Source organism: Streptomyces sp. SYP-A7185 (genome assembly GCF_046103685.1).
In the GTDB taxonomy this organism is placed as follows: domain Bacteria; phylum Actinomycetota; class Actinomycetes; order Streptomycetales; family Streptomycetaceae; genus Streptomyces.
On the sequence record NZ_CP122310.1, the window covers coordinates 4,538,085 to 4,551,585 of the forward strand.

Sequence of the window (13,501 nt, forward strand, 5' to 3'; positions counted from 1 at the left end):
TCCTGACCCAGAGGCCCCCGGGCCAGGCACCCGCATGCCCGTCGCCGTCCACATACTCGGGCTGGCCGTCTTCGCCCTCGGCACGAGCGAGTTCATGCTCTCGGGCCTCCTGCCCCCCATCGCGGACGACATGGACGTCTCCATCCCCCGCGCGGGCCTCCTCATCTCCGCCTTCGCGATCGGCATGGTCGTCGGCGCCCCCCTCCTCGCCGTGGCCACCCTGCGGCTCCCCCGCCGCACCACTCTCATCACCCTCATCACGGTCTTCGGCCTCGGCCAGGTCGCCGGCGCCCTCGCGCCCACGTACGAGATCCTCTTCGCGTCCCGCGTGGTCAGCGCCTTCGCCTGTGCCGGCTTCTGGGCGGTCGGCGCCGCCGTCGCCATCGCGATGGTCCCGGTCGACCAACGCGCCCGCGCCATGGCCGTGATGATCGGCGGCCTCTCCATCGCGAACGTCCTCGGCGTCCCGGCGGGCGCCTTCCTCGGCGACAACTTCGGCTGGCGTTCGGCCTTCTGGGCGGTCGGCGCCGCCTCCGCGATCGCCCTCGTCGGGGTCCTGACCCTCATCCCCCGCATCCCGCTCCCGGCCGAGAAGCCGCGCCTGAAGCGGGAGCTCGCCATCTACCGCGACCGCCAGGTCTGGCTCTCCGTCGCGATCACCGCGCTCGCCGCGGGCGGCGTCTTCTGCGCGTTCTCCTACCTCTCCCCGCTGCTCACGGACGTCGCCGGCCTCGACAAGGGCTGGGTCCCGACCGTCCTCGGCCTCTTCGGCGCGGGCGCGCTCCTCGGCACGGTGATCGGCGGGCGCTTCGCCGACGCGCACCTCTTCGGCGTCATGCTGAGCGGCGCCGCGGCCTCGACGCTCTTCCTCGTGGCCCTCGCCCTCTTCGCCGGTACGGCGCCCGTGGCGATCGCCCTGTCCTTCCTCCTCGGCGTCTCCGCCTTCTACACCGCCCCGGCCCTCAACGCCCGTATGTTCAACGTCGCCGGAGCCGCCCCCACCCTCGCGGGCGCCACCACCACGGCGGCGTTCAACCTCGGCAACACGGGCGGCCCCTGGCTCGGCGGCACGGTCATCGACCTCGACCTGGGGTACGCCTCGACGGCATGGGCGGGCGCGGCGATGACGGCGGTGGCGATCGTCGCGGTCACCGTGTCACTCCGCCTGCACCGCAGGACACCGAGCCGGGTGATCACGACGTCGAGCCCTACGCCGGCCGCCCCTTGGGCCTCCGCAGCCCCGCCTCCGTGATCCTGCGCACCAGCTCCTTGGAGCCGATCTCCACCGCCCCCGCGCGCACCGCGTCGTCGTAGCGGTGCGAGGGCAGGTCGTAGTGGTCGCGCTCGAAGGCGCGCCGGGGGGCGCCGATGCCCGCGGCGAACGCGTGCAGTTCCTCGTACGAGACGTCGCTGACCAGGTGTGACCACATGCGGCCGTGGCCCGGCCAGGTCGGCGGGTCTATGTAGACCGTCACGTCAGGCCGCCCACCGGGGCCACCACGACGCCCGCCTTGCCGCAGACCCAGTGCGGGTCGGGCCCGAGCTCCGGCTCCACGTCCAGTGCGTGCGGGTCCCCCGAGCCGCAGACCGGGCAGAGCGGCCAGCGGCCGTACTGCTCGAGGAGCGAGTCCTGGACGTCCTGGGCCACGAGCCCCGCCACGTACGCGACGCCCTCGGGCCACTGCTCGACCCACCAGCGGCGGTGCGCCACCGACTCCTCGACCAGGGAGACGACCTCGGCCTCGGCGACCTCGCGGGCCACGAGGTCGGCGAGGACAAGTGCACGAGCGGCGTGCAGCGCCTGCTCCAGAGGGTCGATCGCGTCCATGCAGCCATTGTCCACCCCACGCGCAACTCGCCGGAGATCCCACCGAAACCCCGAAGATCCAACCGGATCAGAGGTGGGGCGGAGGTGAGGCAGGTAACCACGATCGGGACTTAAGGGGTCTTGACCGCCCCCCGGTCCGAAAATATCTTTCAAGCGTGACCAATGACGTGAAGGAAATTTTCGCGGGTGCGGCGCCCCCCGCCCCGGCCGCCCTCGCGGCCAAGGTGCGGACCCTCGCGCCGTCCATGACCCGCTCCATGCAGCTGGTCGCCGAAGCCGTCGCAGGCGACCCCGCGGGCTGCGCGGCCCTCACGGTCACCGGCCTCGCCGAACTCACCGGGACCAGCGAGGCCACGGTGGTCCGCACCGCCCGCCTCCTCGGCTACCCCGGCTACCGCGACCTGCGGCTCGCCCTCGCCGGACTCGCCGCCCAGCAGCAGTCGGGCCGCGCGCCCGCCGTCACGGCCGACATCGCCGTCGACGACCCCATCGCGGACGTCGTGGCGAAGCTGGCGTACGACGAGCAGCAGACCCTCGCCGACACCGCGGGCGGCCTCGACACCGTCCAGCTCGGCGCCGCCGTCGCCGCGCTCGCCGTCGCCCCCCGCGCCGAGATCTACGGCGTCGCGGCCTCCGGCCTGGTCGCCCAGGACCTCGCCCAGAAGCTGCTGCGCATCGGCCACATCGCGCACGCGCACTCCGACCCGCACCTGGCCGTCACGAACGCCGTCACCCTTCAGTCCAAGGACGTGGCGATCGCGATCACGCACTCCGGTTCGACCGGAGACGTCATCGAACCGCTGCGGGTCGCCTTCGAGCGCGGCGCCACCACCATCGCGATCACCGGCCGTCCCGGCAGCCCCGTCTCGCAGTACGCCGATCACATACTGACCACCTCCACCGCGCGCGAGAGCGAGCTCAGGCCCGCCGCGATGTCGTCCCGCACGAGCCAACTGCTCGTCGTGGACTGCCTGTTCGTGGGCGTCGCCCAGCGGACGTACGAGACCGCGGCCCCCGCGCTCGCCGCTTCGTACGAGGCACTCGCGCACCGGCACAGCCCGCGCGGCGGCAACCGCTGACCTCCGGGCAGCCGCCGGCCTCCCCCGCAGCCACCGCGGGACCGCCCACCTCCCGCTCCCACTCCCCCTCACCCCCGCCGCACACGAAAGAGCCGCACCTCATGACCTCCACGACCGACGCCACCCCCTCCCCCTCCTCCGGTGGCGACGAGACGTACGGCGAACTCCGCGCCCAGCTGGACACGCTCACCACCGAGGCGTTCCGGCCCGAGCTCTCCGAGATCGACCGGCTGCCCACCGCGGAGATCGCGAAGATCATGAACGGCGAGGACGCCACCGTGCCCGCGGCCGTCGCCGAGCAGCTGCCCGCGATCGCCGCCGCCATCGACGGCACCGCCGAGCGCATGGCCCGCGGCGGCCGGCTCATCTACGCGGGCGCGGGCACCGCGGGCCGCCTCGGCGTGCTGGACGCCTCCGAGTGCCCGCCCACCTTCAACACCGACCCCGCGGAGGTCGTCGGCCTGATCGCGGGCGGCCCGAGCGCCATGGTCACGGCGGTCGAGGGCGCCGAGGACAGCAAGGAGCTCGCGGCCGAGGACCTGGACGCGCTGCGCCTGACCGCGGACGACGTGGTCGTCGGCATCTCCGCGTCGGGCCGCACCCCGTACGCGATCGGCGCGGTCGAGCACGCCCGCGCCCGCTACGGCGCGCTCACCATCGGCCTCTCCTGCAACGCGGACAGCGGACTCGGGGCCGCCGCCGACCACGGCATCGAGGTCGTCGTGGGCCCCGAACTGCTCACCGGCTCCACCCGCCTGAAGGCGGGCACGGCCCAGAAGCTCGTCCTCAACATGCTGTCGACGATCACGATGATCCGCCTCGGCAAGACCTACGGAAACCTGATGGTGGACGTACGCGCCTCGAACGAGAAGCTGCGCGCCCGCTCGCGCCGGATCGTCTCCCTGGCCACCGGCGCCTCCGACGAGGAGATCGAGGCGGCCCTCGCGGCGACCGACGGGGAGGTGAAGAACGCCATCCTCACCCTGCTCGGCGGAGTCGACGGCCCCACGGCCGGCGAGCTCCTCGCGGCGTCGGACGGCCACCTCAGGGACGCCCTGGACGCCGCGCGCACGCCCCGCACCACCTGACGCACCTCATCCCCAGCCGCTGAAGAACAGCGCCACCCCGCACACAGCAAGGCACCCCGCACCATGGCAACTGACAAGAACCGCGCCACGGCCGCCGCGATCCTCCCCCTCGTCGGCGGCGCCCAGAACGTCACGTCCATCGCCCACTGCATGACGCGCCTGCGCCTGAACCTCGCCGACCGCTCCCTGGTCGACGACGAGGCGCTGAAGGCCCTGCCCGCCGTGCTGGGCGTGGTCGAGGACGACACGTACCAGATCGTGCTCGGCCCGGGCACGGTCGCCCGTGTCACGCCGGAGTTCGAGGCCCTCGTGGCGGAGGGCGCCTCGCAGGCTCCGACGGCGGCCCCCGAACACGTCCTGACGGCGGACGAACTGGCCGCGCAGGGCGCCTCGATCAGGGCGGCCCGCAAGGAGAAGAACGCCACCCCGTTCAAGCTCTTCCTGCGCCGCATCGCGAACATCTTCGTGCCGCTGATCCCGGCTCTCATCGGCTGCGGCATCATCGCGGGCATCAACGGCCTCCTGATCAACCTGGAGTGGCTGCCGGCCATCACCCCGGCGCTCGCGGCGATCGCCTCCGGGTTCATGGCGCTGATCGCGGTGTTCGTGGGCTTCAACACGGCGAAGGAGTTCGGCGGTACGCCGATCCTGGGCGGCGCGGTCGCGGCGATCATCGTCTACGCGGGCGTGGCGAACATCGAGGCGTTCGGTCAGAAGCTGTCCCCCGGGCAGGGCGGCGTGCTCGGCGCCCTGGGCGCGGCGGTCCTGGCGACGTACGTCGAGAAGTGGTGCAGGAAGTGGGTGCCCGAGGCGCTGGACGTCCTGGTGACCCCCACCCTCACGGTCCTCATCTCCGGCCTGGTCACGATCTTCGGCCTGATGTTCCTGGCGGGCGAGGTCTCCACGGGCATCGGCACGGCGGCGAACTGGCTCCTGGACAACACGGGCGCCTTCGCGGGCCTGGTCCTCGGCGGTCTCTTCCTGCCCCTGGTGATGCTGGGCCTGCACCAGGCCCTGATCCCCATCCACACCACCCTCATCGAGCAGCAGGGCTTCACGGTCCTGCTGCCGATCCTGGCGATGGCGGGAGCGGGCCAGGTCGGCTGCGCGCTCGCGGTGTACAAGCGCCTGAAGAACAACACCTCGATCCGTACGACGATCAAGTCGGCGCTCCCGGCCGGGTTCCTGGGCGTGGGCGAGCCCCTCATCTACGGCGTCTCGCTCCCCCTCGGCCGCCCCTTCGTCACGGCGTGCGTGGGCGGCGCGGCGGGCGGCGCGTTCATCGGCTTCTTCTCGATGATCGGCGACAAGGTCGGCTCCACGGCGATCGGCCCGTCGGGCTGGGCCCTGTTCCCGCTCCTCGACGGCAGCCAGGGCCTGGGCCTCACGGTCGCGATCTACGGCGGCGGCCTGCTGGTCGGTTACGCGGTGGGCTTCGTGGCGACGTACTTCTTCGGCTTCAGCAAGCAGATGCTGACGGACCTGAACGCCGACACCCCCCTGACCCCGGAACAGCCGGCACCGGGCTCCACCACGCCGACCACCGCTCCGGCGAAGTCGCCCGCAGCGGTCTGATCCCGCTACCGCCCAAGGACGGCGCCCCCACACCGGGGCGCCGCCCTCGCCGTTCGCCGCACGCCGAGTGGCCCGAACCGTACGAGCCATCGCGACCGCAGCGAGTTGTCCGCGAAATCCCCCGGAATTGTCCGTGATCGGTAACGGACGGGGCCCCGGTGCATCCCCGGCCCCCCACCGCTCGTCCTGCCAGGTGGCCGCGCGTGACCGGGGGGCGGCGAGGGACTGGACGCAAAGGGGCGGGCGATGGCGCGGCACAGCGGCGGACGTGGCTGGTACGGCAAGCTGATCGGGGCGGCGCTCGGCGTGACGATGCTCGCCACCGGCGCCTCGGTGTGGACCGCCCAGGCCGGCACCTCGGCCCCCGAGGCGAAGACCCCGGCCACCAGCAAGGTGAAGCCGGTCGCCGCGACCATCGCGCACGCCTCCGAGAAGGGCGAGCAGGGCGTCAACCTCACCATCGACGACGGCCCCGACCCCGTATGGACCCCCCAAGTCCTCGCCGTGCTCAAGGAGTACGACGTCAAAGCAACCTTCTGCATGGTGGGAACGCAGGCCGAGGCCCACCCCGACATGGTGAAGAAGGTCGTCGCCGCCGGCCACCGCCTCTGCGACCACTCGGTCTCGCACGACACCGGCATGGACAAGGACTCCAAGGCCTACCAGTCACGGCAGATCCTCGACGCCGAACGCATGATCACCAAGGCCTCCGGCGGCGTCCGCCCCCTGTACTACCGCGCCCCCGGCGGCGCCTTCACCCCCCACAGCCGCAAACTCGCCGCCTCCAAGGGCATGCGCCCCCTCGGCTGGAACGTCGACACCAAGGACTTCGAGCGCCCCGGCACGGACGCCATCGTCGCCACGGTCGAGCGAGAGCTCCCCAACGGGCCGACTCTCCTCTTCCACGACGCCGGCGGCGACCGCACCCAGACCGTCGAGGCCCTGCGACGCCTCATCCCCCGACTGAAGCAGCAGGGCCACACGTTCGGCTTCCCGGTCCGCTGACCGTCAGGGCAGACGCCGCTCCCGGTTCAGCCTCCGGACCTTCTCCCGCAGCACCTCGCCGGGTGCCGCCTCTCCGAGCGACTCGGGCGGGCAGTCCCACTCACGCCCTCCGCCGAGCGGCCTGAGGTGGACGAGCCCGCCCTCGCACCCCATGACCTGCCCGACGCTGCCGTCCCTGAAGTCGACGGCGTACGTCCCGGCCTCCGGGACCGTCGGGTCGCCGTTCACCGCGCGCCCCCCAGTACGGCCGCCAGCCGCAACGCCGTGTCGAGATTGCAGCGCCCCAGCTCGACCAGGGGCAGTGCCCCTTCCGCCGCCGCCGTCAGCGGATCCATCCGCAACGAGGGCAGCGTGACGCCGACCTCTTCGAGCCCCGTTCTCAACTGCCGCACGGCCTCCTCTGCCGCCCGCACCCGTTCCTCCGCCGTCAGCGCCATGAGCTCCGCCTTTCACACTGGGTGTTGCTGTTCCATCACCCAGCGTGTCTGCCGATGCGTAGCCTGAGAAGTAACCACGGCCCAACAGAGAGCGCTGTTGGATGAGGAGCTGCCCATGCCGCGCCCCAAAGACCTCGACCCGTCGTCCAACCCCCGGGCCCTCCTCGGCTGCGAGCTGCGCCACGCCCGGGAAAGAAAGGGGATCAGCCAGGAAGCCCTGGGTGCGCCCCTGTTCGTCAGCGGCTCCTTCATCGGCCAACTGGAGTCCGGGACGCGTCGGATGCACCTAGAGTACGCGCGGCACTTCGACGAAGTCCTCGAAACGGGCGGCTTCTTCACCCGCAACTGCCAGGCGGTGGCGAAGTCGAAGTATCCCGATCACTTCGCGGAGGCGGCGGAGGCGGAGGCGGTGGCGTCTGCCGTCCGGGAGTACGCGCCGCAGTTGGTGCCAGGGCTGCTCCAGACCAAGGAGTACGCACGGGCGGTGTTCTGCGACGGCCGACCCACTGCGACGGATGCCGAGATCGACGAGCTAGTAGCGGCTCGCCTGGATCAGACTCGTCTACTTGACGACCCAACAACGCCCCTGTTGTGGACGATCCTTGACGAGGCGGTTCTGCGCCGAAGGGTAGGTGGGCCGAGCGTGATGGCGGAGGTGCTGCGGCACATCGAGGCATTCGCACGCAGGCGCCGAGCCATTGTGCAGGTGCTGACGTTCGCGGCGGGCGGGCATATGGCGATGGGCGGCTCCCTCAAGCTGATGACCTGCGAGGACGCACCCCCACTCGCCTACCTGGAGAGCTTCGGGACAGGGCGGCTCGAAGACGATCCGGCCACTGTCGCGCAGTACGAACTGGCTTACGACTTGCTCGCGGCCAGCGCCCTTTCGCCCCGTGATTCTCTGGCCTTGATTGCATCAGTGGCAGAGGATTACCTACATGAAGAGCAACGGCCTTGAGTACGACTTGAGCAACGCCTCGTGGCACAAGTCCAGCTATAGCGATGCGAGCGGCGGCAACTGCCTGGAGATGGCCCGCTGGCGCAAGTCGACGCACAGCGGCGGGGACGGCGGCAACTGCCTCGAAGTCTCCGACGGGCACCCCCACGTCGTCCCCGTCCGGGACTCCAAGAATCCCACCGGCCCGAAGCTCGTGTTCCGGGCCACGGCCTGGTCCGCGTTCGTGGCGGAGTTGAAGGAGAACTGACCCCGGGGCTCAAGCCACGAGCAGCGAGCCCTCTTAGCGAGGAACGGGAGGCGGGTCTCAACCCGCCCTCCCTCCCTTGGAGTTGGCACAGTCGATCACTTTCGGAGTCCGACTTGCCACGCAGGGTGACGAAGCTCTAGCGTGCCCGAATAACGAACAACCCCCGCCCGGTGCTGCGAACACCTGCGGGGGTTTAACCATCAAGATCGAAAGCAACTCGACCTCATGGCTGACGCCCAGCTTAGTGCCGCCCCCCGCCCTGCGCACGCAGACCTCCACCCCTTCGCCAATCCGGGTTACGGCAAGCGCGCCGCACCCCACCAATTGCGCCGCACGGCAGGTGACTTCACGCACCTCCCGCCCCGGGAGGGAGCCATCGCCGGGTACCTCGACCGGCTCCCGGACGGCGCGGACATCTCCGTAAAGACGCTGGCCAAGCACCTGCCGTACGGGCAGTGCGCCCTGCGGACGGCCCTCAACAGGCTCCAGGCGGCGGGGCACTTGAGGCGGGGCAAGGAACGCCTGCTCGGGACGGGCAGTGCCCGATGGATCACCCGAACGTGGTTCTCGCGGACCGCGAGGGACGACGCGTGGTGGGCACGGTTCACGCGTGGCGACATGGCGGAGCCGGAGCCGGACAGACCCCACCACCCCACCCGCAGCAGGGCGTTCATCCTGCTGGCGGCGCTCGGCCGCGAGACCCCCGCCCTGTCCCTCTCGTACGCGGACTGCGTGGCCCTGGAGCCGCAGGTGACCGAGTGGTTCGCGCGGGGGGCAACGGAGCCGGACGTACTGCGTGCTCTGACGGCGGGGCTGCCGAGCCCGGTCCACAGCCCCGCGGCCCTCGTCCGCAGCCGCCTCACGAGCAAGCTCCCGCCGGAGCCGCCGCCCCGGCCGGTACTGCGCGTACTGGAGTGCGGAAGATGCGGCACCCCCGGCCGCCCCGAGGCGCTGCCGGGCGGTGTCTGCGGCCCGTGCCGGGGCGGGCCGGGACACGCGCCCCGGGCGGGGGCGGCGTTCCTGTCCCCCGAGGCCGTCCGCGCCCACGCGGCGGCGGCCAGGGCCGCCACACGTGAGGAGACCCGCGCGACCGTGCGGCTCCAGCCCCGCCACGGGTCGCCTTCGGGACATACTTCCCCGGCCCCGGCCACCGGAGGATGACCGAGTCGAGCATCACCGCGGCACATGCGTAACGACGGCGCTCGCCCTCGCCCCGGCCACGGGCGCGGGGCTGCGTACGGCACACGTGAAAGCGGCCAACGTGCCGCTGTCCGAAAGGCTCCCGCCGACCCGCCGGATCGGGACGGCCACCTTCCGGCGGCCAACACGCCTACCGAGGATGGCTCGTGCCGTCATCGAAGCCGCACCACCGGAGGGGACCCTTCATGACCGAGTACAACGACTTCAACGACACCGGCCAGCCGGTCGAACCGCAGATCTCCGAGGCCTTCGGAGCCGCGGCCAACATCACGCTGGCGCCCGGACCGAGGGAAGTCTTCGAGGCCGCGCCCGCCCCGGACCAGGAGTGGGCGTTACCGGGCGGCAAGGCCTGGGTGTACCTCGCGGACCCCCGGCAGGGCCTGACCAAGCCCGTGATCATCAGCGACGGCTTCAACACCGGGGCCAGTGATCTGGACTTTCTGTGGGAGGGCATGGAGCGCGGCGGGTACCCGTTCATCGGCGAGCTGCGGCGGCGGGGTTACGACGTCATCCTGCTGGGCTTCGACGAGCGCAGCGCGTCCATCCTGGACAACGCGAAGGCCGCGCGCTCGGCGATCCAGGAGGCGATCGCGCGGCGCACCGGCGACCACCCGCTGACCGTGGGCGGCTTCAGCATGGGCGGCATGGTCACGCGGTACGCGCTCGCCAAGATGGAGCACGAGAGCGTCGACCACCAGACCCAGCTGTACTTCTCGTACGACACCCCGCACCGGGGCGCCTGGATCCCGATCGCCCTCCAGTCGTTCGCGCACTACATCCGGCGGCTGAACGCGGCCTTCTCGAACCAGATGAACAGTCCGGCCTCGCGCCAGCTGCTGTGGCAGCACATCTCCGAGTGGGGCGACACCCCGGAGACGGACAAGGAGCGCGTGGAGTTCCTCGCGGAGCTGGAGCGGGTGGGCGGCTGGCCGAGCCGGCCGCGGAAGATCGGCGTGGCCAACGGCGTGCGCACCGGCGTGTCCAACGGCATCGCGCCGGGTGAGCAGGCGTTCCACGGCAAGGGCCTGGCGATCACGGGCACCCACCTCTACACGCAGCCCGAGGGCGAGGAGAAGCTGGTCGCCCAGCTGCGCGTGGTGACCCTGCGCAGGCCGCAGATCCGCACGTCGGGCCTGCCCTCGATCGACGGGGCACCGGGCGGCTTCCTGGAGGGCTTCGGCATCCTCGCCGACGAGCTGAACAAGATCCCCGCGATCATCGGCCTGGGCTCGGAGGCGGACATCCGCGAACACTGCTTCGTGCCGTCCGTGAGCGCGATCGCCCTGCGCGACATCGACACCCACGAAAAGCTGCACGCCCCGTTCCCGGAACAGTCGCAGGACAGCGAACTGGACGAATACCTCTGCGCCACCCACAACGAGGCCCACACCCTGATCACGGAAGAACTCTGCACCTGGCTCCTGGACCGCCTGCCGTAACGGGCCCTTCCTGAGACGCCCGAGGGCGGCACCCCTTCGTGAGAAGGAGTGCCGCCCTCGGTTCGCGTGAAGCGACGTGAAGCGATGAACCGCTGATCCGCGAGGGATCAGAAGTCCATGTCACCGCCCGGCATGCCGCCGCCGGCCGGGGCAGCGCCCGCCTTCTCCGGCTTGTCGGCGATGACGGCCTCGGTGGTGAGGAACAGCGCGGCGATGGACGCGGCGTTCTGCAGGGCAGAGCGCGTGACCTTCGCCGGGTCGAGGATGCCCTCGGCGATCATGTCGACGTACTCACCGGTCGCGGCGTTCAGGCCGTGGCCGACGGTCAGGTTGCGCACCTTCTCGACGACGACACCGCCCTCAAGACCGGCGTTGACCGCGATCTGCTTCAGCGGGGCCTCGAGGGCCAGCTTCACGGCGGCGGCACCGGTGGCCTCGTCACCCTCGAGCTCAAGCTTCTCGAAGACGGCGGCGGCCTGGATGAGCGCCACGCCACCACCGGCGACGATGCCCTCTTCGACGGCGGCCTTCGCGTTGCGGACGGCGTCCTCGATGCGGTGCTTGCGCTCCTTGAGCTCGACCTCGGTCGCGGCACCGGCCTTGATGACGGCCACGCCGCCCGCGAGCTTCGCCAGGCGCTCCTGGAGCTTCTCGCGGTCGTAGTCGCTGTCCGAGTTCTCGATCTCGGCGCGGATCTGGTTGACGCGGCCCTGGACCTGGTCGCTCTCACCGGAGCCGTCGACGATGGTCGTCTCGTCCTTGGTGATGACGACCTTGCGGGCGCGGCCGAGCAGGTCGAGACCGGCGTTCTCCAGCTTGAGGCCGACCTCCTCGGAGATGACGGTGCCACCGGTGAGGATGGCGATGTCGCCGAGCATGGCCTTGCGGCGGTCACCGAAGCCCGGGGCCTTGACGGCGACGGACTTGAAGGTGCCACGGATCTTGTTGACGACCAGGGTCGACAGGGCCTCGCCCTCGACGTCCTCGGCGATGATCAGCAGCGGCTTGCCGGACTGCATGACCTTCTCGAGGAGCGGAAGGAGGTCCTTCACGTTCGAGATCTTCGAGTTGACGATCAGGATGTACGGGTCGTCGAGCGACGCCTCCATACGCTCCATGTCGGTGGCGAAGTACGCCGAGATGTAGCCCTTGTCGAAGCGCATGCCCTCGGTGAGCTCAAGCTCGAGACCGAAGGTCTGCGACTCCTCGACGGTGATGACGCCTTCCTTGCCGACCTTGTCCATCGCCTCGGCGATGAGCTCGCCGATCTGCGTGTCGGCGGCGGAGATGGAGGCGGTCGAAGCGATCTGCTCCTTGGTCTCCACGTCCTTGGCCTGCTCAAGGAGGGCGCCCGAGACGGCCTCGACGGCCTTCTCGATGCCACGCTTGAGGGCCATCGGGTTGGCACCGGCGGCTACGTTGCGAAGGCCCTCGCGGACCAGCGCCTGGGCCAGGACGGTCGCGGTCGTCGTGCCGTCACCGGCGACGTCGTCCGTCTTCTTCGCGACCTCCTTGACCAGCTCGGCGCCGATCTTCTCGTACGGGTCCTCGAGCTCGATCTCCTTGGCGATGGAGACACCGTCGTTGGTGATCGTGGGGGCGCCCCACTTCTTCTCGAGGACGACGTTGCGACCCTTGGGGCCCAGGGTCACCTTGACGGCGTCGGCGAGCTGGTTCATGCCGCGCTCGAGGCCGCGCCGTGCCTCCTCGTCGAACGCGATGATCTTGGCCATGTGAAGTGGTCCTCCCGGACAGGGGTGGCATGCATCCGGATCGCGTCAGCGCCCGCGACGGACGGCCTGCAAGCCTTGTGGTTCCTTGCCCCACCCGGCCTGCGGGCCTCACCGACCCGATCCAAGTTCTGTCACTCTCACTCGGAGAGTGCTAAGCCCAATGATTAGCACTCGACCCCTGCGAGTGCAAGCGCCTCTCACGGATCCCCGACGCACGAGGGGGCGCACGCACAGGGGCGCGCGGGAGGGGTTCCGGCAGGGACGCACGGGGAACGCACGGGGAACGCATCGAGGGGCCCGTACCCCTTGCCGGGATACGGGCCCCTCGTCACTCGCTAAGTCACTGGCCGATCGCGCCGAGATCAAACGGCGAGCTTGACCATGTCCGCCTGCGGACCCTTCTGGCCCTGCGAGATCTCGAACTCAACTCGCTGACCTTCTTCAAGGGTGCGGTAGCCGTCCATCTGGATCGCGCTGTAGTGGACGAATACATCCGCACCACCGTCGACCGCGATGAAGCCGTACCCCTTCTCCGCGTTGAACCACTTGACGGTGCCCTGAGCCATGCCTAACTCCCCTATTACTGGCCCTTGCACGGACCCGCACTTCGCGGACCCGGGTCAGACCTCACCCCCCCAATGGGTTGTGGAGGCGTGCGCCGGAACGCGTCGACCGCGGCTGAATGTATCTGTCCAACTGCCCTCTGCAACAGGTCAATCGGACGAGAATTCTGGGCACGCCTGATCGGAAATATGCGAAGAATTCGCCGGAGTTCAGGGCAAGTCGGGCCAGACAAATGCCACGGGAAGGGCAAATGGGCAGTGCACTTTGGCTACTTCTTGTCGCCCTCGGGGCGACTTCGTATATGCGCTCGGCACAAACGGGGAAGCTCGTTTCCCAACTGTACCGCGC

At 70.4% G+C, this 13,501-nt stretch carries 15 protein-coding genes; 9 read left to right on the forward strand and 6 right to left on the reverse strand.

Annotation, left to right across the window (positions count from 1 at the left end):
* Positions 1-34 precede the first annotated feature (34 nt).
* The gene (locus tag QBL25_RS19735; RefSeq protein ID WP_409058361.1) at positions 35-1,252 is read left to right on the forward strand and encodes a Cmx/CmrA family chloramphenicol efflux MFS transporter; all 1,218 of its coding nucleotides are present in this window, start codon (positions 35-37) and stop codon (positions 1,250-1,252) included.
* Here QBL25_RS19735 and QBL25_RS19740 read toward each other — a convergent pair.
* On the reverse strand, positions 1,209-1,475 hold the full coding sequence (locus QBL25_RS19740; RefSeq protein ID WP_409058362.1) for a DUF4031 domain-containing protein: 267 nt from the start codon (positions 1,473-1,475) through the stop codon (positions 1,209-1,211). The two genes, QBL25_RS19735 and QBL25_RS19740, sit on opposite strands and share 44 nt — an antisense overlap.
* On the reverse strand, positions 1,472-1,828 hold the full coding sequence (locus tag QBL25_RS19745; RefSeq protein WP_409058363.1) for a hypothetical protein: 357 nt from the start codon (positions 1,826-1,828) through the stop codon (positions 1,472-1,474). The genes QBL25_RS19740 and QBL25_RS19745 overlap by 4 nt, the downstream gene beginning before the upstream one ends.
* Before the next feature lie 155 nt (positions 1,829-1,983).
* Between QBL25_RS19745 and QBL25_RS19750 the strand changes: the two genes are divergently transcribed.
* From QBL25_RS19750 to QBL25_RS19765, 4 genes are all read left to right on the forward strand, one after another.
* Positions 1,984-2,907 (forward strand): MurR/RpiR family transcriptional regulator, encoded by a 924-nt coding sequence (locus QBL25_RS19750; protein ID WP_409058364.1) that lies wholly within the window; start codon positions 1,984-1,986, stop codon positions 2,905-2,907.
* A gap of 101 nt (positions 2,908-3,008) precedes the next feature.
* The gene (murQ, locus tag QBL25_RS19755; protein WP_409058365.1) at positions 3,009-3,995 is read left to right on the forward strand and encodes an N-acetylmuramic acid 6-phosphate etherase; all 987 of its coding nucleotides are present in this window, start codon (positions 3,009-3,011) and stop codon (positions 3,993-3,995) included.
* A gap of 63 nt (positions 3,996-4,058) precedes the next feature.
* A complete protein-coding gene (locus tag QBL25_RS19760) occupies positions 4,059-5,570 on the forward strand; it encodes a PTS transporter subunit EIIC (RefSeq protein ID WP_409058366.1) in 1,512 nt (503 codons plus the stop codon).
* Positions 5,571-5,816: 246 nt separating this feature from the next.
* Positions 5,817-6,575, forward strand: a complete 759-nt coding sequence (locus QBL25_RS19765; RefSeq protein ID WP_409058367.1) for a polysaccharide deacetylase family protein — start codon at positions 5,817-5,819, stop codon at positions 6,573-6,575.
* Between the two features lie 3 nt (positions 6,576-6,578).
* Here QBL25_RS19765 and QBL25_RS19770 read toward each other — a convergent pair whose 3' ends face one another.
* Both QBL25_RS19770 and QBL25_RS19775 read right to left on the reverse strand, forming a co-directional pair.
* Positions 6,579-6,803, reverse strand: a complete 225-nt coding sequence (locus QBL25_RS19770) for a hypothetical protein (protein WP_409058368.1) — start codon at positions 6,801-6,803, stop codon at positions 6,579-6,581.
* Entirely contained in the window at positions 6,800-7,012 is a 213-nt protein-coding gene (locus QBL25_RS19775) for a hypothetical protein (RefSeq protein ID WP_409058369.1), read from the reverse strand. The genes QBL25_RS19770 and QBL25_RS19775 overlap by 4 nt, the downstream gene beginning before the upstream one ends.
* Before the next feature lie 115 nt (positions 7,013-7,127).
* Between QBL25_RS19775 and QBL25_RS19780 the strand changes: the two genes are divergently transcribed.
* The 4 genes from QBL25_RS19780 to QBL25_RS19795 all read left to right on the forward strand — a co-directional run bounded on the left by QBL25_RS19780 (position 7,128) and on the right by QBL25_RS19795 (position 10,856).
* A complete protein-coding gene (locus tag QBL25_RS19780) occupies positions 7,128-7,970 on the forward strand; it encodes a helix-turn-helix domain-containing protein (RefSeq protein ID WP_409058370.1) in 843 nt (280 codons plus the stop codon).
* Positions 7,951-8,217, forward strand: a complete 267-nt coding sequence (locus QBL25_RS19785) for a DUF397 domain-containing protein (RefSeq protein ID WP_409058371.1) — start codon at positions 7,951-7,953, stop codon at positions 8,215-8,217. The genes QBL25_RS19780 and QBL25_RS19785 overlap by 20 nt, the downstream gene beginning before the upstream one ends.
* Positions 8,218-8,442: 225 nt before the next feature.
* On the forward strand, positions 8,443-9,378 hold the full coding sequence (locus QBL25_RS19790; protein WP_409058372.1) for a hypothetical protein: 936 nt from the start codon (positions 8,443-8,445) through the stop codon (positions 9,376-9,378).
* Positions 9,379-9,602: 224 nt separating this feature from the next.
* A complete protein-coding gene (locus QBL25_RS19795; protein ID WP_409058373.1) occupies positions 9,603-10,856 on the forward strand; it encodes an esterase/lipase family protein in 1,254 nt (417 codons plus the stop codon).
* A 107-nt stretch (positions 10,857-10,963) separates the two neighbouring features.
* On the opposite strand, the gene groL is transcribed toward QBL25_RS19795, so the two are convergent.
* Positions 10,964-12,589 carry a chaperonin GroEL gene (groL, locus tag QBL25_RS19800; RefSeq protein WP_055551550.1) on the reverse strand — a complete coding sequence of 542 codons (1,626 nt, stop codon included), beginning with the start codon at positions 12,587-12,589 and terminating at the stop codon, positions 10,964-10,966.
* Between the two features lie 362 nt (positions 12,590-12,951).
* Complete coding sequence (locus tag QBL25_RS19805; protein ID WP_005315736.1) at positions 12,952-13,155, reverse strand: cold-shock protein; 204 nt, start codon at positions 13,153-13,155, stop codon at positions 12,952-12,954.
* Positions 13,156-13,501: the final 346 nt, after the last annotated feature.

Bases quoted from the DNA above. Each gene is read 5' to 3' on its own strand.
- QBL25_RS19735 (WP_409058361.1), top strand. From the start codon at position 35: ATGCCCGTCGCCGTCCACATACTCGGGCTGGCCGTCTTCGCCCTCGGC.
- QBL25_RS19745 (WP_409058363.1), bottom strand. From the start codon at position 1,828: ATGGACGCGATCGACCCTCTGGAGCAGGCGCTGCACGCCGCTCGTGCA.
- murQ (WP_409058365.1), top strand. From the start codon at position 3,009: ATGACCTCCACGACCGACGCCACCCCCTCCCCCTCCTCCGGTGGCGAC.
- QBL25_RS19760 (WP_409058366.1), top strand. From the start codon at position 4,059: ATGGCAACTGACAAGAACCGCGCCACGGCCGCCGCGATCCTCCCCCTC.
- QBL25_RS19765 (WP_409058367.1), top strand. From the start codon at position 5,817: ATGGCGCGGCACAGCGGCGGACGTGGCTGGTACGGCAAGCTGATCGGG.
- QBL25_RS19775 (WP_409058369.1), bottom strand. From the start codon at position 7,012: ATGGCGCTGACGGCGGAGGAACGGGTGCGGGCGGCAGAGGAGGCCGTG.
- QBL25_RS19780 (WP_409058370.1), top strand. From the start codon at position 7,128: ATGCCGCGCCCCAAAGACCTCGACCCGTCGTCCAACCCCCGGGCCCTC.
- QBL25_RS19785 (WP_409058371.1), top strand. From the start codon at position 7,951: ATGAAGAGCAACGGCCTTGAGTACGACTTGAGCAACGCCTCGTGGCAC.
- QBL25_RS19790 (WP_409058372.1), top strand. From the start codon at position 8,443: ATGGCTGACGCCCAGCTTAGTGCCGCCCCCCGCCCTGCGCACGCAGAC.
- QBL25_RS19795 (WP_409058373.1), top strand. From the start codon at position 9,603: ATGACCGAGTACAACGACTTCAACGACACCGGCCAGCCGGTCGAACCG.
- groL (WP_055551550.1), bottom strand. From the start codon at position 12,589: ATGGCCAAGATCATCGCGTTCGACGAGGAGGCACGGCGCGGCCTCGAG.
- QBL25_RS19805 (WP_005315736.1), bottom strand. From the start codon at position 13,155: ATGGCTCAGGGCACCGTCAAGTGGTTCAACGCGGAGAAGGGGTACGGC.